23 protein-coding genes and 1 tRNA gene are annotated in these 26,244 nt (G+C 66.3%); 11 read left to right on the top strand and 13 right to left on the bottom strand.

Annotation, left to right across the window (positions count from 1 at the left end):
- Nucleotide 1: 1 nt before the first annotated feature.
- Nucleotides 2-1,384, bottom strand: a complete 1,383-nt coding sequence (gene hisS / locus FB548_RS12945; RefSeq protein WP_142125199.1) for a histidine--tRNA ligase — start codon at nt 1,382-1,384, stop codon at nt 2-4.
- Nucleotides 1,385-1,501: 117 nt separating this feature from the next.
- Here hisS and FB548_RS12940 point away from each other — a divergent pair.
- The 5 genes from FB548_RS12940 (at nt 1,502) to pgaD (ending at nt 7,703) form a co-directional block, all read left to right on the top strand.
- Nucleotides 1,502-1,578 (top strand) — tRNA-Pro (locus FB548_RS12940).
- Between the two features lie 440 nt (nt 1,579-2,018).
- Nucleotides 2,019-4,097: a poly-beta-1,6 N-acetyl-D-glucosamine export porin PgaA gene (gene pgaA / locus FB548_RS12935; RefSeq protein WP_255470548.1), complete on the top strand. Its 2,079-nt coding sequence runs from the start codon at nt 2,019-2,021 to the stop codon at nt 4,095-4,097.
- A 2-nt stretch (nt 4,098-4,099) separates the two neighbouring features.
- On the top strand, nt 4,100-6,004 hold the full coding sequence (gene pgaB, locus FB548_RS12930; protein ID WP_142125197.1) for a poly-beta-1,6-N-acetyl-D-glucosamine N-deacetylase PgaB: 1,905 nt from the start codon (nt 4,100-4,102) through the stop codon (nt 6,002-6,004).
- Nucleotides 6,004-7,251: a poly-beta-1,6-N-acetyl-D-glucosamine synthase gene (pgaC, locus tag FB548_RS12925; RefSeq protein ID WP_142125196.1), complete on the top strand. Its 1,248-nt coding sequence runs from the start codon at nt 6,004-6,006 to the stop codon at nt 7,249-7,251. The genes pgaB and pgaC overlap by 1 nt, the downstream gene beginning before the upstream one ends.
- Complete coding sequence (pgaD, locus tag FB548_RS12920; RefSeq protein ID WP_142125195.1) at nt 7,248-7,703, top strand: poly-beta-1,6-N-acetyl-D-glucosamine biosynthesis protein PgaD; 456 nt, start codon at nt 7,248-7,250, stop codon at nt 7,701-7,703. Before pgaC ends, pgaD begins: the two co-directional genes overlap by 4 nt.
- A 9-nt stretch (nt 7,704-7,712) precedes the next feature.
- On the opposite strand, the gene FB548_RS12915 is transcribed toward pgaD, so the two are convergent.
- The 11 genes from FB548_RS12915 to FB548_RS12865 all read right to left on the bottom strand — a co-directional run bounded on the left by FB548_RS12915 (nt 7,713) and on the right by FB548_RS12865 (nt 18,949).
- Nucleotides 7,713-8,975, bottom strand: a complete 1,263-nt coding sequence (locus tag FB548_RS12915; protein WP_142125194.1) for a glutamate-5-semialdehyde dehydrogenase — start codon at nt 8,973-8,975, stop codon at nt 7,713-7,715.
- A 19-nt stretch (nt 8,976-8,994) separates the two neighbouring features.
- A complete protein-coding gene (gene proB, locus FB548_RS12910) occupies nt 8,995-10,143 on the bottom strand; it encodes a glutamate 5-kinase (RefSeq protein ID WP_142125193.1) in 1,149 nt (382 codons plus the stop codon).
- Between the two features lie 9 nt (nt 10,144-10,152).
- Nucleotides 10,153-10,410 carry a YciI family protein gene (locus tag FB548_RS12905; protein WP_142125192.1) on the bottom strand — a complete coding sequence of 86 codons (258 nt, stop codon included), beginning with the start codon at nt 10,408-10,410 and terminating at the stop codon, nt 10,153-10,155.
- The gene (argH, locus tag FB548_RS12900; protein WP_142125191.1) at nt 10,407-11,699 is read right to left on the bottom strand and encodes an argininosuccinate lyase; all 1,293 of its coding nucleotides are present in this window, start codon (nt 11,697-11,699) and stop codon (nt 10,407-10,409) included. Before argH ends, FB548_RS12905 begins: the two co-directional genes overlap by 4 nt.
- A complete protein-coding gene (gene argC / locus FB548_RS12895; RefSeq protein ID WP_142125190.1) occupies nt 11,696-12,658 on the bottom strand; it encodes an N-acetyl-gamma-glutamyl-phosphate reductase in 963 nt (320 codons plus the stop codon). Before argC ends, argH begins: the two co-directional genes overlap by 4 nt.
- The gene (locus FB548_RS12890; protein WP_142125189.1) at nt 12,655-13,278 is read right to left on the bottom strand and encodes a GNAT family N-acetyltransferase; all 624 of its coding nucleotides are present in this window, start codon (nt 13,276-13,278) and stop codon (nt 12,655-12,657) included. The genes argC and FB548_RS12890 overlap by 4 nt, the downstream gene beginning before the upstream one ends.
- A gap of 1 nt (nt 13,279) precedes the next feature.
- On the bottom strand, nt 13,280-14,599 hold the full coding sequence (locus FB548_RS12885; RefSeq protein WP_142125188.1) for an acetylglutamate kinase: 1,320 nt from the start codon (nt 14,597-14,599) through the stop codon (nt 13,280-13,282).
- Between the two features lie 78 nt (nt 14,600-14,677).
- Nucleotides 14,678-15,760 (bottom strand): acetylornithine deacetylase, encoded by a 1,083-nt coding sequence (locus FB548_RS12880; RefSeq protein ID WP_142125187.1) that lies wholly within the window; start codon nt 15,758-15,760, stop codon nt 14,678-14,680.
- Nucleotides 15,761-15,909: 149 nt separating this feature from the next.
- Entirely contained in the window at nt 15,910-17,115 is a 1,206-nt protein-coding gene (locus FB548_RS12875; protein ID WP_142125186.1) for an argininosuccinate synthase, read from the bottom strand.
- 74 nt (nt 17,116-17,189) lie between these two features.
- A complete protein-coding gene (locus tag FB548_RS12870) occupies nt 17,190-18,191 on the bottom strand; it encodes an N-acetylornithine carbamoyltransferase (RefSeq protein WP_142125185.1) in 1,002 nt (333 codons plus the stop codon).
- Between the two features lie 260 nt (nt 18,192-18,451).
- Complete coding sequence (locus FB548_RS12865) at nt 18,452-18,949, bottom strand: hypothetical protein (RefSeq protein ID WP_255470547.1); 498 nt, start codon at nt 18,947-18,949, stop codon at nt 18,452-18,454.
- A 140-nt stretch (nt 18,950-19,089) separates the two neighbouring features.
- Between FB548_RS12865 and cysS the strand changes: the two genes are divergently transcribed.
- The 3 genes from cysS (at nt 19,090) to FB548_RS12850 (ending at nt 22,311) form a co-directional block, all read left to right on the top strand.
- The gene (gene cysS / locus FB548_RS12860; protein ID WP_142125184.1) at nt 19,090-20,478 is read left to right on the top strand and encodes a cysteine--tRNA ligase; all 1,389 of its coding nucleotides are present in this window, start codon (nt 19,090-19,092) and stop codon (nt 20,476-20,478) included.
- Nucleotides 20,479-20,635: 157 nt separating this feature from the next.
- A complete protein-coding gene (locus FB548_RS12855; RefSeq protein ID WP_142125183.1) occupies nt 20,636-21,073 on the top strand; it encodes a SufE family protein in 438 nt (145 codons plus the stop codon).
- The gene (locus FB548_RS12850) at nt 21,070-22,311 is read left to right on the top strand and encodes an MFS transporter (protein WP_142125182.1); all 1,242 of its coding nucleotides are present in this window, start codon (nt 21,070-21,072) and stop codon (nt 22,309-22,311) included. Before FB548_RS12855 ends, FB548_RS12850 begins: the two co-directional genes overlap by 4 nt.
- Before the next feature lie 72 nt (nt 22,312-22,383).
- Here FB548_RS12850 and dksA read toward each other — a convergent pair whose 3' ends face one another.
- On the bottom strand, nt 22,384-23,490 hold the full coding sequence (dksA, locus tag FB548_RS12845) for an RNA polymerase-binding protein DksA (RefSeq protein ID WP_142125469.1): 1,107 nt from the start codon (nt 23,488-23,490) through the stop codon (nt 22,384-22,386).
- A gap of 95 nt (nt 23,491-23,585) precedes the next feature.
- On the opposite strand from dksA, the gene yidD reads away from it, so the two are divergent.
- The 3 genes from yidD to FB548_RS12830 are packed head-to-tail and all read left to right on the top strand — an operon-like array spanning nt 23,586 to nt 26,040.
- A complete protein-coding gene (gene yidD / locus FB548_RS12840) occupies nt 23,586-23,843 on the top strand; it encodes a membrane protein insertion efficiency factor YidD (RefSeq protein WP_142125181.1) in 258 nt (85 codons plus the stop codon).
- Nucleotides 23,843-25,189, top strand: coding sequence for a dihydroorotase (locus FB548_RS12835; protein ID WP_142125180.1), 1,347 nt, complete (start codon nt 23,843-23,845; stop codon nt 25,187-25,189). The genes yidD and FB548_RS12835 overlap by 1 nt, the downstream gene beginning before the upstream one ends.
- A gap of 44 nt (nt 25,190-25,233) precedes the next feature.
- Nucleotides 25,234-26,040: a M23 family metallopeptidase gene (locus tag FB548_RS12830; RefSeq protein WP_255470570.1), complete on the top strand. Its 807-nt coding sequence runs from the start codon at nt 25,234-25,236 to the stop codon at nt 26,038-26,040.
- Nucleotides 26,041-26,244: the final 204 nt, after the last annotated feature.

Below are 26,244 nucleotides of genomic sequence, written 5' to 3'. Positions count from 1 at the left end.
CTCAGCGCCCCGCCAATGCGCGTGCCTGTTCCAGCTCCACCTTCAAGCTGCTGGCCAGTTCTTCGCGTTTCACTTCGAACTGCTGCTCGCGCAGCAGGTCCTTCACCGTCACCACGCCGCGCGCCAGTTCGTCCTCGCCCGCCAGCACCACGAAGCGGATACCCGCGCGCGAGGCGTACTGGAACTGCTTGGCCAGCTTGCGGCCCTCCATCTGCACTTCGGTGTTGATTCCGGCTGCACGCAGGCGGCGGGCAATGTCGAGCGACTCGGTCAGCTGCCCCTCGTCCATCAACGCGACCATCGCCTGCACGCTGCTCTCGTCGCTGCCGGCGATCAGGCCGGCTTCGCGCAGTTGCCAGAACAACCGGGTCAGGCCGATCGAGATGCCGACGCCCGGCAGCTTCGATTTGGTGTAGTGGCTGGCCAGATCCTCGTAGCGGCCGCCGGAGCAGATCGAGCCGATCTGCGGGTACCCGTCCAGCTGGGTCTCGTAGACGGTGCCGGTGTAGTAATCCAGACCACGGGCGATGGAGAAGTTCAGGCAGTACGCGCTCTCGGGCACGCCCAATGCCTTCACCAGTTCCAGCACCTCGCGCAGTTCGGCGAGGCCCTGGTTGAAGGTGTCGCTGCCCTGACCCAGCGCGTCCAGCCGCGCGAGCGCATCGGCATGGCCGGTGCTACGCACGGCGACGAAGTCCAGGATCCGGTCCACGCCCTCGGCCGACATGCCGAAGCCTTCGCCGGTCAGCGTCTCGCGCACGTAGTCGGCGCCGCGCTTGTCCAGCTTGTCGACTTCGCGCAGCACCAGCGCCTGCTGTTCGCCGTCGGTGACGCCCTGCGCCTCGAAGAAGCCGCGCATCAGCTTGCGGTTGTTCAGCTGGATGGTGAAGTCGCCGATGCCCAGGTCGCTGAATACGGCATGGATCACCGCCAGGATCTCGGCATCGAAGCGCACGCTCAGTGCGTCCTTGCCGATCACGTCGATGTCGCACTGGTAGAACTCGCGGAAGCGGCCGCGCTGTTGGCGCTCGCCGCGGTAGACGCGCTGGATCTGGTAGCGGCGGAACGGGAACGTCAGTTCGTGTTCGTGCTCGGCCACGTAACGGGCCAGCGGCACGGTCAGGTCGAAGCGCAGCGCCAGTTCGGGCAGGCCCTCGCCTTCCTTCGCCAATGCGCCGGTGGACTGGACGAAGTAGACCTGGCGCTCGGTCTCGCCGCCGGACTTGGTCAGCAGGGTCTCGGACAGCTCGAAGACCGGCGTTTCCACGGGCAGGAAGCCGAAGCGCTCGTAGTTCCTGCGGATGGTGTCCAGCATGCGCTGGAAGGCGATCTGCTCGCGCGGGAGCAGTTCCATCACTCCGGGCGGGGTACGGGGCTTAATCAAGCGAAAAACTCCAACGGACGGCAACAGCGCATTCTAAGTGGGAAGGCCGCATGCCGTAACGGAAACACCGCGCCCTATTGCCGCACGCGCGACGACTGCCTACAATGCGCGGCTCAACGGGGTGTAGCTCAGTCTGGTAGAGCGCTACGTTCGGGACGTAGAGGTCGCAGGTTCGAATCCTGTCTCCCCGACCAAAACACGAAGCCCGGGAAACAAAAGTTTCCCGGGCTTTTTGTTGATTGCCGCTTGCCCCCCGTCGCCTGCCCGCCATATCCACCGCCGGCCGGACCGCAGCAGCGCGCACCCTGCATCCAAGCACACGGGCGACCTGTGGCTCTCTGAAGCGAGAGCTCTGCAGAAAATGTGCTGTGCATCACGAAATAATGACGCTGCACGTCACTCTTTGCCCCCTCCTGCAAGGTGACCCTCATGGACGGGTGCCGACCCGACATCAAACGCATTCAGGACAATCAGGCACTACTTCGCCTTATTTCGACTAGTTTACGCATAATTATTCATGTTTATTTACATAAAATGAATTGAATACAAGTTCGGTTGTCCCTAACTCGGATGACGGGGAGAACTGGCAGAGTTTTTGCTTTAACCAGCGCAACGGACTACGCAACCGCGCCACGTGACAGGCCCCCACTTGAATTTCCGGTTCTTCCCCCTCCCCCTCGCCCTGGCGTGTGCCACGGGCTTGTCCCTGCACCCCCTCGCGCTCCAGGCCGCGCCTGCGGAAACGCGGACGGTATCTCGCCAAGCCCAGATGGACGATGCCACGCGCCTGCGTGACCAGCGTCAATGGCTCGCGGCCCTCGCGATCTATGAGCGTCTGTTGTCCGCAGCTCCCTCGGACGAGGAGGCCTACCGGCTGCGCACGTTGACGCTGGCGGATCTCGGCAACGCCGAACGCGCATGGCAGCTTTATCGCGCTCGCCCGGCCATCTTCAGCGGGGCCGAAGCCGAGCGCATCGAGAACGACCGCTTGGCCCGCACGATCGTCTGGGGAGGCCTCTACGCACAGGACACGGCATCCCGGCTGGATGAAATGAAGCAGGCCGAACGCTTGATGGCGGAGCACCTTGCCAGCCTGACCCCGGCGCAGCGCGCCGAAGCCACGCGTCCGCGCCTGGACACGCTGGTGATCCTCAATACGCTGGAAAAGCACGATGAAGTCGTGGCGGCATACCGTGCACTTCTTGCCGATGGCGTGGAAGTGCCTCCCTACGCTCTGGCCAAGGTCGGTGATTCGCTGCTGGCCACGCGCCAACCGGAGGAAGCCGCCGCGGTGCTCGAGATTTCGCTGGCGGCGATGCCGGGCGAGTTCGATATCCAACTGCTGCTGGCGTATGCCTATCTGGAATCGGAGCAGCACGCGCGTGCGCTGGCGATGCTGGATGCCCTGTCCAAGTCCAACGAGCCTTGGCCACGTGCCGCAGGCGCGCGCCTTGGCCACCAGAACTGGCACCGCTTCGAAGCCGACACCAATCACGCGATGGTGACGGCGTACGGCAACCGCCTGCAGGAAGCCCAGGTGGCGCTCGAAGCGCTCGCATCCGTGGCGCCGAACAACGCCGGTCTGCAATCACGGCTTGGCAATGTCTTCGGCATGCGCGGCTGGAGCGAGCGCGCACTGGAACGCCAGCGCATGGCGATGACGCTGGATCCGCGCAGCACCGAAGCCCGTATCGGCGCCACCGAATCTCTGCTCGCGCTCGACCGCGTGGACGATGCCCGCCTGCTTCACGACGCGCTGCTCGAACAGTTTCCTGGCAACACCCACGTGCAGCGCCTGGACCGCTACTGGAATGCGCACCTGGGTTGGCGCGGCCGTGCATGGGCCGCTGCGGGACGCAGTGACGCCGAAGGCACGACGACTGCATCGCCGCTGGGAAATCGCGACGGCGAGTACGGGGCCTACGTGGAGAGCCCGATGCTGGCTGATCGCTGGCGCGTGACCGCGCAGGCCAGCGATGGCTGGGCTGATTTCCAGGGCGAACGCGTGCATGCCCGCTACGCCGGCATGGGCCTGCTCTACGCACACGACCGGCTGTCGCTGGAAGCTCAAGCGCTGCGCCCGAACGACCGATACCTCGACGACACCGCCGTCGGAATGCGTGCCGGGTGGCGTTTCGGCGACACCGTGTCGGCCAGCGCCGCTGTCTTCCACGCGGACCCGGAAGCATCACTGCAGGCGCGCCGCAGCGGGATCGGGGCGGACAGCTGGCAGGCCGGAGTGGTGTGGTCGCCTTCGGAACAGGCGCAACTGGGTGCGCGCTACAAGCACTGGGACTACGACGACGGCAACCGACGCCAGGAGCTGGGTGTGTACGGCCAGCACAGGTGGATCACGCGACCGCACCTGTTGGTCGACATGATCGGCGACGCGTACGCATCGCGGGGCAGTCACGACGACGCTCCCTATTTCAATCCTTCGGAGGATCGCGCACTCAACGCCGGCGTCCGCATCGATCACATCGCGTGGCGCCGTTACGAGCGCCACCTGCGGCAGCGCCTGGAGATCACCGCCGGTAGCTATTGGCAGGAAGGCCATGGCAGCTCATGGGTACCGCGCGCCAGCTACCGGCACGAATGGAAGTTGGCCATGGGTCACGTGCTGGATTACGGAATCGCCTGGTCGCGCCCCGTCTACGACGGCCAGCGCGAGCAGCGCGTGGCGCTGGACATCGAATACCGGTGGGGAGAATGAGCATGGCAAGCATCCTCGACAACCTGGTCCTGCGGGCGTGCCTGTCGCTGTTCGCTCTACTGCCCTTCGCGGCCTTCGCAGGCGATACCGCACCCGCCACGAGCACCGTGGAGGTGGCCGGAGAACGCTTGCTGGTGCTCAGCTACCACGACATCCGCGACGATGTCGCCCGAAAAGGTGACCCGGATGGCTACGCAGTCAGCACGCAGAACTTTGCCGCCCACCTGGACTGGCTTTCGGGCCACGACTACCACCCGGTCAGCCTGGGGGAGGTGCTGGCGGCCTCACGTGGCGAGCGCGCATTGCCCGACAAGGCCGTGCTGCTGACCTTCGACGATGGACTGCGCAGCGTGTATACGCATGCGTTCCCGCTGCTGCGTGCCTACGGTTACCCGGCCCTGGTCGCGGTGGTGACGGACTGGGTGGACCTGCCGGCTGGCCGGCAGGTGGACTACGGCCCCCGCATGTTCACGCACGATGATTTCCTCACCTGGGCACAACTGCGTGAAATGCAGGCCACCGGACTGGTCGAGGTCGCATCGCACAGCCATGATCTGCACCACGGCCTGCAGTCCAACCCACAGGGCAACATGACCCCGGCGGCGATCACCCGCCGCTACGACGCGACGGCCCGCCGCTACGAGAGCGAAGGCGAATACCGTGCGCGCATCCGTGCTGACCTGGAGGCGAGTGCCGACACGCTGCAGCGCGAACTGGGCGTGCGTCCGCGCGCCATCGTCTGGCCATATGCGGCCTACAACAGCGTCAGCAACGACATCGCCGAAACGCTGGGAATGTCGGTGTCCTTCGATCTTGAAGGCCGCGAACAGAAGGTCGGCAGCGATCTGCACGGGCTGGCACGCCTGCTACTGAGCGACAACCCGAGCATCGGCGACCTCGCCTACGAACTGCGCCATGACGAGGACGTTGCCGGCGTCCGCGCCATGCAGGTCGACCTGGATTACGTCTACGACGCCGATCCCGCGCAGCTGGACCGCAACCTCGATGCGCTTCTGGAGCGGGTCAAGCGCATCGGCCCGACCCATGTGTTCCTGCAGGCCTTCGCCGATCCCGACGGCAACGGTTCCGCCGATGCACTGTACTTTCCCAACCGCCACCTGCCGGTGCGCGCGGACCTGTTCAACCGCGTGGCCTGGCAACTGCGCACGCGGACGGGCGTGAAGGTGCTGGCGTGGCTGCCGGTACTCGGCTTCGAGCCGCAGGACGCAACACAGCGCCGGGCGCTGGCACTGCCGGAGCGCAAGGGCGACATCTTCCGGCTGGACCCCTCCAATCCCCGCGCCCGCGCACTGATCAGCGACATCTACGAAGACCTGGCCATCGCCAGCTACTTCGAGGGCCTTCTGTTCCATGACGATGCCTACCTGCGCGACGACGAGCTCCCGCGGCTCGGCGGTTCCGACACTCGCGCGCAGTTGCTGGTCGACTTCACCCATGAGTTGAAGCGCTCCGCCGAGCGCTGGCGGCCGAAGCTGCTGACGGTCCGCAACCTTTACGCACGCACCGTGCTGGAACCCGAGAGCCAGCAATGGTTCGGCCAGCGCCTGGACACCTTCCTCACGGCCTACGACTACACCGCGCTGATGGCGATGCCGTGGATGGAGGGTGAACATCGGCGGCCGGAGGCATGGATGCGCGAGCTGGCCGACGCGGTGCGCGCGCACGACCCGGCGTTCAGAAAAACGCTGTTCGAACTGCAGACGCGCGACTGGCGCGCCGGCACGCCGATCCCCGGCGACACGTTGCAGGCCCTGGTGCGGCAGTTGCAGGCCGACGGCGTACGGCACCTGGGCTGGTACCCGGACGACTTCATCGGCAACCAGCCGCGCCTCCCGGATGTGCGCGGCACCCTGTCCTCGCGCAGCTTTCCCTACGAGGAACGGTGATGGCCCCGCTACTCGACGTACTGTTCCAGTTCGCGTTCCTGTACCCCATCGTGATGTCCTTCTTCTGGATGTCCGGCGGGCTGTACTACTACTTCCGCCGCGAACGGCATGCGCGTCCGCGCAACGATCCACCGCCGATGACCGTGATGCCGTTCACCACCCTGCTGATCCCCTGCCACAACGAGGGCGACAACGTTGACGACACCATCGGCGCAGCGCTCGCGCAGCAGTACCCCGACTTCGAGGTCATCGCCATCAACGACGGCAGCCGCGATGACACGGGCGAGCGCCTTAACGCGCTGGCCGCCGTGCATCCGCGTCTCCGGGTGATCCATCTGGACCGCAACCTCGGCAAGGCGAACGCGCTGCGCATGGGCGCTCTGGCGGCACGCAGTGAATACCTGGTCTGCATTGACGGCGATGCGCTACTGGACGAATACGCCACCCATTGGATCATCTGGCACCTGACGTCCGGACCGCGTGTCGGCGCGGTGACCGGCAATCCACGCATCCGCAACCGGTCCACCCTGCTGGGGCGCCTGCAGGTGGGTGAGTTCTCTTCGATCATCGGCATGATCAAGCGTGCGCAACGGGTCTACGGGCGCATCTTCACCGTGTCGGGCGTGATCAGCGGCTTCCGTCGCACCGCGCTGCACCGTATCGGCTACTGGGCCGACGACATGGTGACGGAGGACATCGACATCAGCTGGCGCCTCCAACTCGATCACTGGGACATCCGTTACGAGCCAAACGCACTGTGTTTCATCCTGATGCCGGAAACGCTGAAGGGGCTCTGGCGCCAGCGCCTGCGGTGGGCACAGGGCGGGGTTGAAGTATTGCTTCGCCACAGCGTGGGCATGTTCAGCTGGCGCAAGCGGCGCATGTGGGCCGTGCTGCTCGAGTACCTGCTGAGCGTGGCCTGGGCGTACACCATGCTGCTCATCATGGTGTTGTGGGCGTTGGGGAAATTCGTCGCACTGCCGCCTTCGCTGTACGTACACACCCTGCTGCCTTCGTGGCACGGAGTGATCCTGGCGCTGATCTGCATGCTGCAGTTCGCCAGCAGCATCGTCATTGACCGGCGATACGAGACCGCGGTGGGACGCAACTACTTCTGGATGATCTGGTACCCGATGGCGTACTGGATGCTAAGTCTGTTCACCACCGTGGTGGCTGTGCCGAAAACGCTGATGCGTCGTCGGCGTGGTCGCGCCACGTGGGTGAGCCCTGACAGGGGAATACGATGAAGTTCGATTCACGTCTGATCCGCAAACCCATGAAGCAGCCAAGGCTGCAACGCGCAGCCTGGGGCTTCGTCACGCTGGGGTTCTGGATGGTTTACGTCTACCTGTGGACGCCGCTGGCGACGCTGCTGCTTTGGCTGCTCGGTTTCCGCACGGCATTCTTCGAGCTCTACGTTCGCGAGCACGCCATCGAGCCATTCCTGCTCTTCTCCCTGCCGCTACTGGCGGTGGCTTGTGCGCTGATGCTGATCGCGTGGGCCGAGTACAACCGGCTGCGCTTCAGCCGGGTGGACCGCCGCAGCCAGCCGCGCAGCGCTACCCTGCCCGACGTGGCGCAGGCTCTCGGCGCGCCGCCGGCCGTCGCGCGGGCGCTGGTGCAAGGCAAGATCACCGTACTGCACATGGGCGAGGATGCCTGTCCGCACGGCTTCACTGCGATCGCCGATCCAGGCTGATCGACACTATCAGAGCAGGTCCGGGTGCCGCACCTGCCCCTCGCCGCGTACCACAAACCGCTCGATGGTGAGCGCTTCCAGACCCATGGGCCCGTAGGAATGCAAGCGGGTGGTCGAAATGCCGATCTCCGCACCCAGCCCGAGTTCGCCGCCATCGGAGAAGCGTGAGGAGGCGTTGACCATCACCACGGCCGACCGCAATGCATTGAGGAACCGCTCCGCGTGTGCGGGATCGCGGGTCACGATGACTTCGGTGTGATCGGAGGTATGGCGGCGGATGTGGGCAATGGCGGCCTCCAGGTCGTCCACCACGCCGACCGCGATCACCAGGTCGAGGAATTCGGCGGCGAAGTCCTCCCCGGTCGCCAGTGGCGCATCCGGCACCCAGGTCCGCCCGCGCTCGTCCACCCTCGCCTCTACGCCCCGTGCGCGCAGCGCGGCGACGGCGCGTGGCAGGAACGTCGGCGCGAGGTCGCGATGGACCAGCAGCGTCTCCAGCGAATTGCAGGCCGATGGGCGCGACACCTTGCCGTCGAGCAGCAGGTCCAGCGCCAGGTCCTCGTCGGCGCCGGCATCCACGTACTGGTGGCAGACGCCCTTGTAGTGCTTGATCACCGGCACGCGCGCGTGTTCGGCGACGAAACGGATGAGCCCCTCGCCCCCGCGCGGGATCACCAGGTCGACGATGTCGTTCAACTGGATCAGTTCGAGAATGGTCTCGCGACGCAGGTCTTCCACGAGGGTCAGTACGGCCTCGGGCAATCCGGCCTCGCGCAGTGCCCGCTTCAGCGACGCCGCGATGGCGGTGTTGGAATGGATCGCTTCCGAACCGCCGCGCAGGATGACGGCGTTGCCGGCCTTCAGGCACAGCGCCGCCGCGTCCGCGGTGACGTTGGGGCGCGCCTCGTAGATCATCGCGATCACGCCCAGCGGCACGCGCACGCGTTCGACATGGATCCCGCTGGGCCGGTCGTAGGCGCGGGTGACCTGGCCGACCGGATCCGGAAGCTCCGCGACTTCGCGCACGGCGGCGGCGATGCCCTGCAGGCGTACCGCATCCAGACGCAGGCGGTCCAGCATGGCGCTGCCGATTCCTTTTGCCGCCGCAGCCTCCAGGTCGCGCGCGTTGGCGGCCAAGATCGCGCCTTCGTCGGCCAACAGCGCATCGGCCATCGCGCGCAGCAAGGCCGTCTTCGCCTGCGTGGACAACGTGGCGATGGACGTCGCCGCATCGCGGCACTGCAGGGCTTGCTGGGTGATGGCGCCGGTCATGCGGATCCCGTGTTCGAGTTCACACCAGGACGAGGTCGTCGCGATGCACGACGTTTTCGCCATAGGTGTAACCGAGTATGCCTTCGATATCGCGCGAATGGCGCCGCGCGATGCGGCGGATATCGACCGCCGAGTACTGACTGACGCCGCGCGCGATGCGGCGGTCGCCCGTCTCGTCACGCAGCACCAGCTCGACCATGTCGCCACGGCGGAAATCGCCTTCCGCCGTGGTCACGCCGCCCGGAAGCAGCGACGCACCCTTCTGTCCCATCGCGTTCGCCGCACCGGCATCGACCACGATGGCGCCGGCTTCCACCGGCACGTTGCGCAGCCAGTACTTGCGCGCGGCCAGGCGGTTCTGCGCCGGCCGGAAACGCGTGCCGAGCAATGCGCCGCGCGCGAGCGCGGACAGGGTCGAGGCCTGCGTGCCATTGAACAGGAACGTCTCGATGCCGGCCGCCGCCGCCTTGGCTGCGGCCTCCAGCTTGGTGTGCATGCCGCCGGTGCCGACACCGCTGCCGGCGCCACCCGCCATGGCGAAGAACGCCGGCGTCAGCGCCTCCACGTCGAGGATCGGTTGCGCATCAGCCTGGGTGCGCGGGTTGGCGGTATAGAAGCCATCGATGTCGGTGGCGATGAACAGCGCATCCGCGTCGATCAGCGCCGCGACGACCGCGGCCAGGTTGTCGTTGTCGCCCAGCTTGAGCTCGTCGACCGAAACGGTGTCGTTCTCGTTGACCACCGGCAATGCGCCCAACGCCAGCAACTCCTGCAGCGTCGCACGCGCGTTGAGGTAGCGGCGGCGGTTGCGCAGGTCGTCATGGGTCAGAAGCACCTGCGCCACGGGACGGTCGAAGAAACGCTGCCACAGCGCGATCAGCTGCGCCTGCCCCAGCGCCGCCAGTGCCTGACGCTCGGCCATGGCTACGCCCGCCTGCGGCTTGCGGTGCAGCAGGCCGCGTCCGGCCGCGACCGCGCCGGAGGAAACGATCACCACTTCGCGCCCGGCAGCGACGCTGGACGACACGAACTGCGCCAGGTTCAGCGCATGGCGAGGACTGAGCCCCTCGCCTTCCGCCGCCAGCAGGCTGCTGCCCACCTTGAGCACGGCGCGACGCCAGGCCGGCAACGGTTGTTCGGTGAACAGCGGCGGCGTGGCGAGGGTCATGGTGTCAGCTCAGCGGGTGTTCCATTCGTACACGGTGAGATCGGAGGTGCCGGTCAGCGCCAGGGGATCGCGCGCGGCGATCGCCTTCGCCTCATCCAGCGAGACGACATTCACGAGCACGTAGGCGCCGCCCGTCTTGTCGCTGAAGCCACCGGTCATCTCCAGTTGCCCGGCGGCGCGCAGTTCGTCGAGGAACGCGAGGTGCGGCGCGATCACGGCATCGTCGAACGAAGGACGGCGCATCGCCATGACAAGGTAGCGCGTCATAGCGCATCCCAGCGGACGAGCAGTTCATCCAGACGCAGATCGGCAGCGGCGCCGGGCGACACGCGCGCGGCGAGGCTGCCTTCTGGTGTGCGGCCCTGCCCCGCGCTGTCCGCGGACGCCGCGGCCGCTTTGTAGGCTTCGCGGAACGGCACACCGGCCACCGCGGCTTCGACGGCGACGTCGGTGGCGTACATGCCGGAATCAATCGCGGCACGCAGCCTGTCTTCGCGCCACTCCAGGTTCGCCAGCAGCGCCGGCAGCAGCTCCAGCGCCGGCAATCCGCGTCCGAACCCGTGGAAGATCGCGCCCTTGCTGGCCTGCAGGTCGCGATGGTAACCCGAGGGCAACGACAGCAGCTGTTCGATCTCGGTACGCGCGGCGGCGACGCTGGCGTGGGTGGCGCGCATCAACTCGATGACGTCGGGGTTGCGCTTGTTCGGCATGATGGAACTGCCGGTGGTGTACTGCGCCGGCAGCGCGACGAAGCCGAACTCGGCGCTGGTGAACAGCGACAGGTCCCAAGCGATGCGGCGCAGGTCCAGCGTAGCGCCGCCCAGCGCTTCCAGCGCGGCCAGTTCGAACTTGCCGCGCGACAGCTGCGCGTAGATCGGGCTGACCTGCATGCGTGCGAAGCCGAGCGCCATCGTGGTGTGCTCGCGGTCGAGCTTGAGGTTGACGCCGTAACCGGCGGCGGTGCCGAGCGGATTGGCGTCGACCAGCTTCAGCGTGTCGCGCGCACGCACGGTGTTGTCGATGAAGGCCTCGGCCCAGCCCGCCCACCACATGCCCGCGGAAGACACCACGGCCCGCTGGATATGGGTGTAGCCAGGGATCGGCAGATCGCGCTCGGCCTGCGCACGGTCCAGCGCGACCTTGGCGACCTCGCGCGACAGCACGGCCACACGCGCCAGCTTTTCCTTCAGCCACAGGCGCGTGGCCACCAGGATCTGGTCGTTACGGCTGCGTCCGGTATGGATCTTGCGGCCGGCATCGCCGAGGCGTTCGGTCAGCCGCGCCTCGATGGCGGAGTGGCCATCCTCGAAACGCTCATCCAGCACGAAGTCGCCGCGCTGGAAGTCCTCCGCCAGCAGTGCCAGTTCGCGCTTCAATCCCACCAACTCGTCGCCCGACAGGATGCCGATACGCTGCAGGCCCTCCGCATGTGCGGCACTGGCCTGGATGTCGTGCAGGAAGAACTCGCGGTCCAGCACCACGTCATCGCCGGCCAGGAAACGCTGGATCTCCGCGTCCACCGCCACGCCGGGCTTCTGCCACAACAGGTCGCTCATGCCTTCGTCTCCTGCGGAATGCTTGCCAGTTCGTCGAACCCGAACGCCAGGTTGAGGTTCTGCATCGCCTGCGTCGCCGCGCCCTTGAGCAGGTTGTCGAGCGTCGCGACCACGACCAGGCGCTTGCCGCCGGGAGCCAGGGTGAAGCCACCGATCTCCACGCCATGCTTGCCGGCAATGCGGCTGACCCACGGCGCTTCGTCCAGGACATGGACCAGCGGCTCATGCGCATAGCGTTCTCGATAGAGCGCGCGGATGTCTTCCACCTTCGCTGCATGCTGCAGCCACAGGTTCACCGTCATGGTGATGCCACGGAAATGCGGCGCCACGTGCGGCATGAACTCGACCGGCACGCCGAGCTGGCGGCTGACTTCGCGCTCGTGCATGTGATCGGTCAGCGCGTACGGCATAAGGTTGTCGCGAAGCAGATCTGTATTGTTCTTGTCCGACGGCGTGGTGCCCGCGCCGGAATAGCCGGACACGCCGAAGCACTGCGGTGGACCGGCCAGCCGGTCGCGCAGCGGCGCGATGGCAAGCTGCATGGCGGTGGCGTAGCAGCCGGGATTGCTGATGCGCTTCTGGCCGGCGTACTTCCGCCGAGTGAGTTCCGGCAGACCGTAGTACCAGCGCTCGTCGAAGCGGAAATCCGCCGACAGGTCGATCACGATGGTGTCGGGCGCCTGCGCGTCGATGGCCGCCACCAGTTCGGCCGCCTTGCCGTTGGGCAGTGCCAGGATCACCGCGTCGGCACCCTTCGCACCGACCTGTTCGTGACTCAGGCTCTCGTAGCACAGCTCGCCGGCGAAGCCTTCGATATGATCGCTGACCTTCTGCCCGTCAAGCTCGCGCGAAGACACGAACACCAGCTTGAGGTGCGGATGGCGGGCGATCAGGCGGATCAACTCGGCGCCGGTGTGGCCGCGGGCGCCGACGATGCCGACGGTCTTGGTGGTGCTCATGGGGAATCCTGTTCGTGCCGGGCCAGCTTCGCCAGCAGGTTGCGTTTCACCGCCGGCCATTCACCGTCGATGATCGAGAAGACGACGGTATCGCGTGGCGAGCCATCGGTGTGGCGCTTGTGGTTGCGCAGCACGCCGTCCTGCTTCGCGCCCAGTCGGGCGATGGCCGAGCGCGAGCGGTAGTTGAACCAGCTGGTCTCGAACACCACGCTGATGCAGCCCAATGTTTCGAAAGCATGGGTGAGCAGGAGCAGCTTGGTTTCCGTGTTGACGCCGGTGCGCTGCACATCGGGCGAGTACCAGGTGTAGCCGATGCTGAGCTTGGGCACGTCCGCTTCCAGCCCGTAGAAGCGCGTACTTCCAACGATGCGGCCATCCGCGTCACGCACCACGAACGGCAGGACGCGACCGTCGGCCTGCGCCGCCAGCACAGCCTCGACGTAGTGCTCGACGTGCGCCGCCTTGGGCACCTGCGTGAACCACAGCGCAGCCAGCTCATCGCCTGCCAGCGCGGCACGCAGCCCGTCGACGTGGTCGCGCGACATCGGCTCAAGCCGCGCATGGCGCCCCATCAGGACGGGGACTTGCTGCCACGCGGCGGGAAGAAAGGCGTTCGCCATGTCAATCCTTCAGCGTCGGCAATCGCGTGCGGCAATGGACCACGCAACGCTCGATGTCGCCGAAATCCGCGATGCCGTACCAGAACACCTTCCACTTCTCCTGCTTGTAGCAGCCATCAGACTCGGCGTAATAGAAGATGTTGACCGCATTGTTGTGGCGCGAACGCCAGAACAGCTGCGGATTCTCCTCGCGCATGACATGCCAGACAGCCCGACCCAGCCCCTCGCCCTGCGCGTCGTCGAGCACGGCGAACTTGTCCAGGTAGGCGAAACCCTCCTCCTGCGTCAGGATCAACGCAGTGCGATAGTTCTCGCTGACATACACGCGGTAAGGCGCGGTGCGCTCGAAATAGTCGGGCAACAAGGTGCGGCCGAAGCTGGATTCGATCAGCGTACGCAGGCGCGGCAAATCGACACCCTCCCACGAGCCCTCGAAGCGCAGCACGCGTTCGCCGCGCCGGACCAGCGTACCGGAGCCCTTGTGCGTGAACAGCTCCTTGGCCAGTTCCGCCGGCTTGGTGATGGACACCGACGAGGTCAGCGGCAACCGATCCAGCAGGTCCTTGATCTGCTCGATCTTCACCCGCATGCCGCCGTTGATCCACGGCTGCGACATCAGTTCGTCGTATTCGGTGGACAGGTTGATCGAATCGATCACCCGGCCTTCCGCATCCAGCAGGCCGCCGGTACCGGTCAGGAAGATGATCTTGTACGGCTGCAGCACCTGCACCAGCTCGTTGGCGGCGAAGTCGGCGTTGATATTGAGGATCTGGCCACCGACGGTTTCGCCCATGCTGGCGATCACGGGAATGGAGCCGGCTTTCATGCTGGCTTCGATCGGCGCCTGGTTGATGCGGGTGACGTCACCGACCAAGCCATAGGTGGCCTGGTCCTTGTACTCGGCCTCGAACACGCCAGAGACAATCGACGTGGCACGCGCACCGACCTGCTGCAGCGCTTCCACCAGCGCCAGGTTCTGCTGCAGGAACACCTTGCGCACGATGGCCAGCACTTCCGGCGTGGTGACGCGCAGGCCGTTGACGGTCTGCTTGGTAATGCCGGCGGCGGTCATTTCCTCATCAAGCTGCGGCCCCGCACCATGCACGACGATGGGCGTCAGCCCGACTTCCTGCAGGAACGTCAGCGAGGACGTCAGCGCTTCCAGATCGTCGCGCAGGACCGCACCGCCGACCTTGACCACGGCAAAGCGCTTGGCGTCCAGCTGCGAAAAGCGCTTGACGTACTGCGAGATCTCCTTCGCGCTGGCCATGCTGGACAGTAGTCGGATGATGGTCTGGCGGGTTTGCTTGTTCGATTCCATGTTTTCTTGCTTTCGTAGGGTGGGCCCTGGCCCACCGTCGTTGATGCCAAATGGCGGGCCTGGGCCCGCCCTACGTTGTCATTCGAGAATCCGGACCACGCTCTCGGCATACCGCTGCAACTGCTCCAGCGAGACCCACTCGTCCGCCGTGTGCGCCTGCGCGATGTCCCCGGGGCCGTACACGAACGCTGTCAGCCCCGCCGCCGAGAACAGCGATGCCTCCGTCCAGAAATCCACGGCATTGCCGATCGGCAGGCCGAGTTCGTCCGCCAGGTCGCGCGCGGCCAGGCGACGTTCTTCGGCGCGGGCGACATCGCCGGACGGCAGCGATGGGCCGCGGAAGGTCTCTTCGTACTCGGCCAGCGCCTCTGCATTGGCGAAGCTGCGGAAGGTCGCATGCAGCTGGTCCATGTCCTGCGACGGCAGCGGGCGGAAGCCGAAACGGACTTCGGCGCTGGGCGCGATCATGTTGGCCTTGATACCGCCTTCGACCCGTCCGATGTTGAAGCGCAGGCCGGTCAGTCCACCGAAGCGCAGGTGATGCTGGTCCTGCACGAAATCCAGCGCCGACGTGCCCCAGCGCATCGCATTGTGAAGCGCGCTGAGCGACAGCGCGTTCTCGGCAGACGCGTGCCCGGCCTGCCCCTTGAACGCCATGCGCACCGCACTGATGCCGCGGTGCGCGAGCACAGCCTGGCACTGCGTCGGTTCGGCGATGATCGCCTCGCCGAAGCCATGGTCGCGCGCCAGGAAGGCGGCGATGCAACGCGCATCGTTCGCTTCTTCGTCGGTGGTGAACAGGAACGCGGCATCTCCCTGTGTCACCTGTGCCGCCGCGACCAATGCCGCCGCCGCGCCCTTGATGTCGCAGGCGCCCAGGCCAATCGCACGATCGCCCTCGATGCGCAGCACGTGCGGGCTGGCGCTCCACGCGGGCGAGGACGGCACCGTATCCAGGTGCACGTTGAACACACGCTTCGGCTGCCCGCGCACGGCGAAAAACGACACCGCACCCGCGCCGTGGTCGGTCACTTCGATGCGGAAATCCGGCAACTGCGTGCGCAGGTAATCGAAGATCCCGTCGGTGCCGATGTCGCGCGGGGGATTGCGGGTGTCGAAGGACACCAGTTTTTCGAGGTGTTGCAGAACGGCTTGCAGCATGGCGAGTAGTGTCCGTGGACCGTCATCGTGTCAGACGTCATCCCGGCGAAGGCCGGGATCCATCTTGCTCTTGCCTCTGAAGCATCCGAGGCAGAATCAACTTGGATTCCAGATTGCGCTGGAATGACGGCAGGGCTTTTCCTGAAGACTCAGCGATTGATCTCGGCCCACAGGGTCGAGCTCATGCCGAACAGCTTGATGAAGCCCTCGGCTTCCTCGACGCCCCAGTCCGCCGACTGCGCGTAGGTCGCGCCCTTGGCATTGAGGATGTGCGGGGACTTCACCGCCACCGCATCGACGCGGCCGCCACGGGTCTCCAGCACCACCTCGCCGTTGACGGTGGCCTGCGAGGACTGCAGGAACGCCTCCAGATCCGCCTTCAGCGGGTCGTGGTAGAAGCCTTCGTAGACCAGTTCCACCCACTTGCGCGCGATCTCGGGCTTGAAGCGGTTCTGCTGCTTGGTCAGCACGGTCTCTTCCAGCGCGCGGTGCGCGGCCAGCAGCGAGATCAGGCCCGGGGCCTCGTACACGATGCGGCCCTTCAGGCCGATCACGGTATCGCCGGTATATACGCCGCGACCCACGCCGTAAGGCGCGAACAGCGCGTTCAACTTTGCCAGCAGCGCGGCACCGGCGACGGGCTGGCCATTCAGGCTGACCGCTTCGCCGTTCTTGAAGCCGACCGTGACACGCAACGGCTCCACCGGCCACTCGGCACGCGGCGCACACCAGCCACGGGCACCCTCGCCCGGCGCTTCCCACTTGTCGATCTCGCCACCGGACATGGTCAGGCCCAGCAGGTTCTCGTTGATGGTGTAGCTCTTCTGCTTGGCGCGCACGCCGAAGCCGCGCTCTTCCAGGTAGGCCTGTTCGTAGGCGCGGGTCTGGGTGTGCTCCTTCTGGATCTCACGGATCGGCGCCACGATGCGGTAGTCACCGCTGGCCTTCACCGCGAGGTCGAAGCGCACCTGATCGTTGCCCATGCCGGTGCAGCCGTGCGCGATGGCGTTGGTACCCAGTTCGGCGGCGCGCTTCAGCGCGGCATCGACGATCAGGTAGCGATCGGACACCAGCAGCGGATACTGGCCCTGGTAGCCCTCGCCCGCCCACACGAACGGCTTGACGAAGCCCTCCCAGATCGCCGGACCACCATCGACGGTGACATGGCTGGCCACGCCCAGCTCGGCGGCGCGCTGTTCGATGTAGGCGCGCTCTTCGGCATCCACGCCGCCGGTGTCGGCGAACACGGTGTGCACGTTCCAGCCGCGCTCCTTCAGATAGGGCACGCAGAAACTGGTGTCGAGGCCGCCGGAGAAGGCGAGGACGATGTCTTTGGATTCGGGGGGGGTCGTCATCTTGAAGTCTCGTAGGGTGGGCCTTGGCCCACCGGGTTGGTGTGTCTGGTCGGAGTGGCGGGCCGAGGCCCGCCCTACTTGATCAACGCGGCCATGATGGCTTTCTGCACATGCAGGCGGTTCTCGGCTTCGTCGATGGCGATGCACTGCGGCGAATCCATCACGGCGTCGGTGGCCTTCACGTTGCGACGTAGCGGCAGGCAGTGGCTGAAGACGCCGTTGTTGGTCAGTGCCATCTTCCGCTCATCCACCATGAAGTGCTTGTACTGGTCGCGGATGGGCTTCTCGGGCTCCCAGTTGCCGAAGAACGGCAACGCGCCCCAGCTCTTGGCGTAGACGACGTCGGCGCCTGCATAGGCGCTGTCCGTATCGTGGCTGATCGTCAGCGAACCGCCGCTTTCGGCCACGTTCTGCTCGGCCCAGCCCATGTAGCGCTCGTCCAGGACATAGTCCGGCGTGGGGCACAGCAGGGTGACGTCCATGCCCATGCGCGTGGCGATGGTCAACGCGGAGTTGGCCACGGCGGTGTTCAACGGCTTGGGGTGGTAGGTCCAGGTGAGCACGTACTTCTTGCCGCGGAGATCAGACGTGCCGAAGTGTTCCTGCAGCGCCAGCGCATGGGCCAGTTCCTGGCAGGGGTGGGTGATCGTTTCCATGTTGATCACCGGCACCGGCGAGTACTTGGCGAACGACTTGAGCACGATGTCCTCGCGGTCATAGGCCCAGTCGACGAACTTCGGGAAGGCGCGCACGCCGATCAGGTCCACGTAGCGGCCCAGCACCTTCGCCACCTCGGCGATGTGTTCCTCGGTGTCGCCGTCCATCACCGTGCCCAGGTTGAACTCGATGGGCCATGCGTCCTTGCCTGGCTGCAGCACCACCGCGTGGCCGCCCAGCTGGAACGCGCCCAGCTCGAAGCTGGTGCGGGTACGCATGGACGGATTGAAGAACACCAGCGCGATCGACTTGCCCTTCAGCGCGTCGCCCAGCTTGTGCTGCTTGTACAGCGCGGCCTGCGTCAGCAGTGCGTCCAGCTCGGTGCGGCTCCAGTCCTGCGTGTTCAAGAAGTGCTTCATTACGGCATCCTGGTTTCGGGAATGTGGCATTGCGGGTGTCGGAAACGAAAAAACCCAGCCTCTGGCTGGGTTTCCGGTGAACAGGCGACGACGTCCGGGGTACCCAGCTAGATGCAGGATTCCGGTCGACGCGCACGCGACGTCATGCTCGAGGCCTGGCGGGCCGCGCTGTCAGCATGGGCGTGTGCGTTCATCTTCATGGGCGCGAATGCTCGCATGTGCTGCGGCGCAGCGCAAGGCTTCTTTCGGTGGGCGCTGGATCAGGGCGTACTGGCCGACGGCTGCAGCGGCGGCGTGTAAGGCGCCACGGAAACCCGGATGCGCAGGCGGTTGCCAGGATCCTCGGCAAGACGCGAACGGTACTTCACGCCTTTGTAGATGTAATCCACGTCGTAGGCGATGGGCCGCTGGAACTCACGCTCGACGGGCACCATGCGGCAGTTGACCTTCACCGTCGGGACCGGGGGCGCTACCGGTGGCTCTGCGGCCTCGTCACTGCCGAACCATCCGCGCACGGAGCTGACCACCCTCGACCAGCGACTGTCTTCCTCGACAGGTTGTTCGGGTTTCGGCGCCGGCACTTCGTCACACCGCTGTTCGGTGCGGCTGGCCCGCAACGTCTGGTAGACCGGCTCCACGCTCAGCACCTGCGCATAGTCCAGGCGGACGTTCTCCGCCGGGATCACCCGCTCCTGCGCCATGGCTGACGCGGCGAACAGCAGGCAGGACAGGAAAAGGGCGGAGCGGAGGCGGTGCATGTGGCCTGAAAGTGGTATCCCGGTGTCACAGTGTAGGGACCGCGCCTTGAGTGGGGCTGAACATCGGCGCCATGAAACCGCTCCGACCCCAGTCCCGGCGCAGAAGGTAGAATCGACCGGCTCTCTCCTGCCCCGCCTCCATGACCTTGCGCCTGCACAACAACCTCACCCGCCGGGTCGAGGAATTCGAACCACTCGGCCCCGTCCCCACGATGTACGTGTGCGGACCCACCGTCTACAACTACGTCCATATCGGCAATGCCCGCGGGCCGGTGGTGTTCGGCGTGCTGGCCGCGCTGCTGCGCCGGCGCTACGGCGCGCTGCGCTACGCGCGCAACATCACCGACGTGGACGACAAGATCAACGCGGCGGCGAAGGAACTGAGCGTGGCGATTTCGGCCATCACCGATCGCTACGCCGATGCCTACCGGCAGGACATGGCCGGCCTGGGCGTGACCGGTGAATTCAGCCCGGACATCGAACCGGCCGCCACAGCGCACATCCCGCACATCATCGCGATGATCGAGCAGCTGATCGCAGGTGGCCACGCCTACGCCGCGGAAGGCCACGTGCTCTTCTCGGTCGGCAGCTTCCCGGAATACGGCAAGCTATCGCGGCGCGACCCGGAAGAGATGCTTGCCGGCGCGCGCGTGGAAGTGGCGCCGTACAAGCGTGAACCCGGTGATTTCGTGCTGTGGAAACCGTCCACCCCGGATCTGCCGGGCTGGGAGTCGCCGTGGGGCATCGGTCGCCCCGGCTGGCATATCGAGTGCTCGGCGATGGCCGCTGCGCATCTGGGCGAGACCATCGACATCCATGCTGGCGGGGTGGACCTGCAATTCCCGCACCACGAGAATGAAGTGGCCCAGAGCGAGTGCGCACACAAGCACGCCGACGGTTCGCACAAGACATTCGCCCGCTTCTGGCTGCACAACGGCATGCTGAACTTCGGTGGCGCGAAGATGAGCAAGTCGCTGGGCAACATCGAGAAGGTCCATGACCTGTTGCAGCAGCACCCGCCGGAAGCGCTGCGCTACGCGCTGCTTTCCGCGCACTACCGCCAGCCGCTGGACTGGTCGGACGCGTTGGTGGAACAGTCGAAGAACACGCTGGACCGGCTGTACGGCACGCTGCGCGACCTGGGCGAGATCAAGGTCGTGCCGCTCACGCCGCAGGTCATCGAGGATGCGCTCAGCGATGATCTGAACACGCCGCAGGCGCTGGCCGAAGTCGCCCGCATCGCCGCAGATGCCCGCAGGGCGACGACGCCAGAGGATCGGCAGCGCCTGAAAAGCGAGTTGCTCGGCGCCGGCCTCGTGCTCGGCCTGTTGCAGCAGGACCCCGCCGAATGGTTCGGCCGCGGCACATCCTCCGATGAAGACGCGCGCATCCAGGCGCTGATCGACGAGCGCGCCGCCGCGAAGAAGTCCCGCGACTTCGCGCGCTCCGATGCCATCCGCGACCAGCTGGCGGCCGAAGGCATCCTGCTGGAGGATACGCCGCAGGGCGTACGCTGGAAGCGTGCGTGAACCGCTCCTTCCTTCTCCCGCCGGGAGAAGGTGGCGCGAAGCGCCGGATGAGGGTCCGGCGAGATCGGGACGTCGGCACCATAAGGACTCCGCCGTACCCTCACCCCAACCCCTCTCCCGAGGGGAGAGGGGCTTCTGAACCAGGCTTGCTCACCCCATGACCAACACGATCTTCCCGCTTGAACCCACCGCCGCAGACGCACAGGCAGCCATCAAGGACGAATTCGCCTTCTTCGGCGACTGGTCCGAACGCTACCAGTACCTGATCGACCTGGGCCGAAAGCTGCCTGCGTTCCCGGATGAGTGGAAGCGGGAGGAACACCGCCTGCTCGGCTGCCAGTCGATGGTGTGGATCGTGCCCGAGGGCGATGCGACGAAACTCGATTTCCATGCCGTCAGTGATTCGGCCATCGTGTCCGGACTGATCTTCCTGGCCCTGCGCGTGTACTCGGGGCGATCGGCCGACGACATCCTGGCCGCCACGCCCGACTACATCGCCGACATCGGCCTGGCCAAGCATCTCTCGCCCACGCGCAGCAACGGCCTGGCGTCGTTGCTGGCCTTCATCCGCGAGACGGCCGCCAACGCCAAGTGAGCGAAGCCGGGTCCCGCTCCGCCTTCTCGTTGCTGCGCAACCGCGGCTACTCCGCAGTACTGGCCTACCGCATCTGCGCACTGTTGTCGTACCAGATCGTTGCGGTCACGGTCGGCTGGCACATCTACGAACTGACCCGCGATCCGTTCTCGCTGGGTCTGGTCGGGTTGGCCGAAGTACTGCCGTTCTTCTGCGTGGCGCCGTTCGCCGGTTATCTGGTCGACCACCTGCCACGACGACGGATCGGCATGGTCGCCTGCGGCGCACTGGCGACCACGGCGGTGATCCTGGTGGCAGTCTCTGCGGGTTGGCTGCCCTTCCAGGGGACGTGGCCCATCTACGCCGCCATCGCACTGACCGGCATGGCGCGCTCGTTCCTCAGTCCTGTCTACAACGCGCTGTTTGCCAAGGTGCTGCCGCGCGAGGACTTCGTGCGTGCCGCAGGCTTGGGCAGCGTGATCTTCCAGGCCGCGCTGGTCACCGGCCCCGCGCTGGGCGGGCTGCTGGTCGGTTTTGGCGGCAAGACGCTGTCGTACGCGATGGCGGTGGTGTTCGCGCTGATGGCGGCCATCGTGCTGGCGCGGCTGCGCGTGGACGAACCGGGACCGCCGGCGGTCAGCCTGCCGGTATTCGCCAGCATCGCGCAGGGTGGGCGTTTCGTGCTGGGCAACCAGATCATGCTGGGCGCGATGGCGCTGGACATGTTCTCGGTGCTGCTGGGCGGCGTGGTGGCGATGCTGCCTGCCTTCATCCACGACATCCTCCACTACGGACCCGAGGGCCTCGGCATCCTGCGCGCGATGCCGGCGGCGGGCTCGGTCTGCGTAGGCCTGTGGCTGGCGCGCCATCCGCTGCAGAAGCACGCGGGGCGGGTGCTGCTGTTCGCGGTGGCCGGCTTCGGCCTGAGCGTCATCGCCTTCGGCCTGTCGCGCAGCTTCTGGCTGTCGGCGGGGATCCTGCTGTTCTACGGCATGTGCGATGGCGTTTCCGTGGTGGTCCGCTCGACCATCCTGCAACTGTCCACGCCGGACGAGATGCGCGGACGGGTATCGTCGATCAACGGCATCTTCGTCAGCTCATCGAACGAACTGGGCGCGTTCTACGCCGGCACGATGGCAAGATTGCTGGGGCTGGTACCTGCCGTGATCGTGGGTGGTTTCGCGATCCTCTCCGTCGCCGGGTTCACCGCGTGGAAAGCGCCGCGGCTGCGGCGGCTGGACCTGCGCGAGCTGCAGTAGCCGGCAAGGCCTTCCGCCGGGCACAAAAAACCCCGCCGAGGCGGGGTTTTCGGTATGCGGATGACGCCGGACTCAGTCGCCCTGCTGCTTCTGCATGTGTTCCCAGCGTTCCTGGGCATCGATGGTGCGCTCGGCGGTCAGGCGAGCCTCCAGGCGATCCAGACCGATCTCTTCGCCGGTATCGACGCAGTAGCCGTAGTCGCCACCCTCGAGCCGCTTGAGCGTGCTGTCGATCTTGCCGATCAGCTTGCGATAGCGGTCGCGGGTACGCAGCTCCAGCGAATTCTCGGTCTCGCGCGTCGCGCGCTCGGCCTCATCGCCGATGTCGCGGACTTCATCCTTGAGGTTCTCGATGGTCTGCTTGGATTCCTCGACCAGGTCGGCACGCCATTGCAACAGCCGCTGGCGGAAGTACTCCAGCTGCAACGTGCTCATGTATTCCTCGTCAGGCGAGGGCTTGTAGCCGGTCGGCACGATCGGGCGACCGGTGGCTTCATCGGTCTTGTAGGGCACTTCTTTCACCTTGCCGCGCACGACCGGCGCCGCAGGCCGGGCGGCCACGGCCACTGCGACCTTGCCCACGGGGCGGGCAACAGCGGGACGTGGACTCACGGGGGCTTCGACGGAGGTAGAGGCTTTGGCGTTCTTGGTAGTCGGTTTCGGGACTGGCACAGGCTTCGGGGGGGACGGAACCTTGGCGGCGGGCGCCGGGGCCGGGGCAGCCGCCTTGGAGGCGGGAACCGGCACGGGAGTCTTGGTCGCAGCCGCGGTGGGGGCGGACTTTGCCGGAGCCGGCTTCGGTGCAGGCTTCGGTGCGGGTTTGGGAGCGGGCTTCGCGGCCTTGGCCGGCGCCTTCACCGGGGCCGCCTTGGCGACGGGCGCCTTGGTGACCGGTGCGGGCGTAGGCTTCCTGACAACTGCGGGCTTGGTTGCCTTGGCGACCGCTTTCTTGACCGGTGCCGCCTTCTTGGCCACCGGCTTGGCAGCCGGTTTCTTCGCTGGCGCCGCCTTCTTGGCGACGGGCTTTTTGGCAGCAGGCTTCGGCGCCGCCTTCTTCGCCACCGGCTTGGGTGCCGGCTTCTTGGCGACAGCCTTCTTCACGACAGGCTTCTTGGCGACGGTCTGAGCGGGTTTCTTGGCGGCCTTGGCGGCCTTCTTCGCAGGTTTCTTTGCAGCCACGAACAGCGCTTCCTTGTTCTTCCCGAGCATCGGGAAAGCGCGCTTTTATAGCCTACCCGGGAGGCAGCGGCAACCCGACGCGGTATCATCGGGCCATGCTCGCCCGCCTGCTCATCCTGCTGCTGAAGGGCTACAAGCGCCTCATCAGTCCGCTGCTGGGGCCTCGCTGCCGCTTCGTGCCCTCCTGTTCGGAGTACGCCATGGAGGCCATCGGCCGCTTCGGCCCGCTGAAGGGCGGCTGGCTGGCGGTGCGCCGGATCGGCCGCTGCCACCCCCTCCACCCCGGTGGCTATGACCCGGTCCCTGCCCGGGACGGCGCCGACCTCCCCCACTCCTGCACAGGAAACCACTGATGCCCGCCACCGTCATCGTCAACGCCCGCCTGGTCAACGAGGGCCGCGTCACCGAGGGTGACCTGCGCTTCGAGAATGGCCGCATCGCCCGCATCGCCGCCGAAATCGTGCCCCAGGGCGGCGATACCGTCATCGATGCCGCAGGCCGCTGGCTGTTGCCGGGGATGATCGACGACCAGGTGCATTTCCGCGAACCCGGCATGCCGCACAAGGGCGACATGGCCACCGAATCGGCAGCGGCCGTGGCGGGAGGCCTGACTACGTTCATGGACATGCCCAACACCAGCCCGCCGACGCTGGACGCCGCTGCGCTGGAGGACAAGTACCAGCGCGCCAAGGGCCGCGCCTGGGGCAATTACGGCTTCTACATGGGGGCCAGCAACGACAACCTGGAGGCGATCCGCACCCTGGACCCGAAGACCGCGCCCGGCATCAAGGTGTTCATGGGCGCTTCCACGGGCAACATGCTGGTCGACAACCCGGACACACTGGACGCGATCTTCCGCGAGGCGCCCACGCCGATCATCACCCACTGCGAGGACACGCCGATCATCGACGCCAATCTGGCCGCGTTCCAGGCCAGGTACGGCGATGCCCTGTCGGCCGAGCACCATCCGGACATCCGCAGCCGCGAGGCCTGCATCAAGTCGACCCGCCTGGCGATGTCGCTGGCACGCAAGCACGGCACCCGCCTGCACGTGCTGCACATCTCCACCGCCGACGAACTGGCGTTGTTCACGCCCGGCCCGCTGGTGCATGCGGACGGCGCGCGCAAGCGGATCACCGCCGAGACCTGCATCCATTTCCTGCGCTTCGACCGCGCCGACTATGCGGCGCTGGGCAACCTGATCAAGTGCAATCCCGCCATCAAGGACGCCAGCGACCGCGAGGCGCTGATCAAGGCGCTGGTGGACGACGTGATCGACGTGCTGGCCACCGACCATGCGCCGCATACGCTGGAAGAAAAGGAAAAGCCATACGTGCAGGCGCCTTCCGGCCTGCCGCTGGTGCAATACGCGCTGGTCGCCGCACTGGAACTGGTGCATGAAGGCCGCATGGACGTGACCCGCGTGGTGCAGAAGTTCGCGCATGCGCCCGCGCAGTTGTTCGACGTCAAGGAACGCGGCTATCTGCGCGAGGGTTACTTCGCCGACCTGGTGCTGATCGACGACGAGCCGTTCACCGTGAAGCGTGAGGACGTGTTGTCCAAGGTCGGCTGGTCGCCGTTCGAAGGCCGCACGTTCCGTTCCCGCGTCGGCGCCACATGGGTCAATGGCCGCATGGTCTGGAACGGTGAGCACCTGGTGGGTACACCCGTGGGCCAGCGCCTGGAGTTCGCACGTTGAAGCTGGCGGTCGCGGCGCTGTTCGCCGCTGTCTGTGCGGGGTGGATTCCCCTGGTTGCCGCGCAGGATGTGGCACCCGCCGCACCCGTTTCGCAGGAAGAGCGTGTGGTGTTCCCGGGCAGCGTGTCGCAGGGTGCGCTGGTGTTCGGCAAAGTCCCGCCGGGCAGCCAGGTGCGGTATCGCGACCGCCTGCTGCGCACGACGGGCTACGGCACGGTGGTGCTTGGCGTGGGCCGTGATGAAACCGGCCCGCTGCAGGTCTCCGTCACCACGCCCTCTGGCCGCAGCGAATTCGTCAGCATCACCGTGGCTCCACGTGACTGGCCCGTGGAGAACGTCAATGGCGTGCCGCCCAAGACGGTCAATCCACCGCCGGAGATCGCCGCGCGCATCCAGCGCGAACAGGCGCTGGTCACCGCGGCGCGTGTACGCGACGACGAACGCGCCGACTTCGCCCTGCCCTTCCAGTGGCCGGTCCAGGGCCGCATCAGCGGTCGTTTCGGCAATGCCCGCGTCTACAACGGCCAACCCGGCGCGGGGCACTCCGGCATGGATATCGCCGCGCCGAACGGCACGCCCGTGAAGGCACCTGCCGCTGGCGTGGTGACCTTCGCCGCCCCCGACCTCTACCTGACCGGCGGCACGCTGTTGCTGGACCATGGCCATGGCATCAGCTCCAACTTCCTGCATCTATCGCGCATCGACGTGAAGGTGGGGGATCGCGTGGAACCGGGCCAGGTGATCGGTGCCGTCGGTGCGACCGGGCGCGCGACGGGGCCGCATCTGCATTGGGGGATGAACTGGTTCGATGTCCGCATCGATCCTTTGCTGGTCCTCAAACGCGGAAAGTAGACACGAACGTTCACCACCCGGACGCGTTGCGACGCGCCACGATCAGCGGTCGCCTCCAGTTTCAGGAGGCGCGGTTCGATGTCCGCATCGATCCTTTGCTGGTCCTCGAACGCGGAAAGTAGACACGAACGTTCACCACCCGGACGCGTTGCGACGCGCCACGATCAGCGGTCGCCTCCAGTTTCAGGAGGCGCGGTTCGATGT

Origin of the sequence: Pseudoxanthomonas sp. 3HH-4, assembly GCF_006716465.1 — a bacterium.
Classification (GTDB): Bacteria; Pseudomonadota; Gammaproteobacteria; order Xanthomonadales; family Xanthomonadaceae; genus Pseudoxanthomonas_A.
Note: the sequence above shows the minus strand (reverse complement) of the source record. Positions and strands in the feature narration are given on the sequence as shown.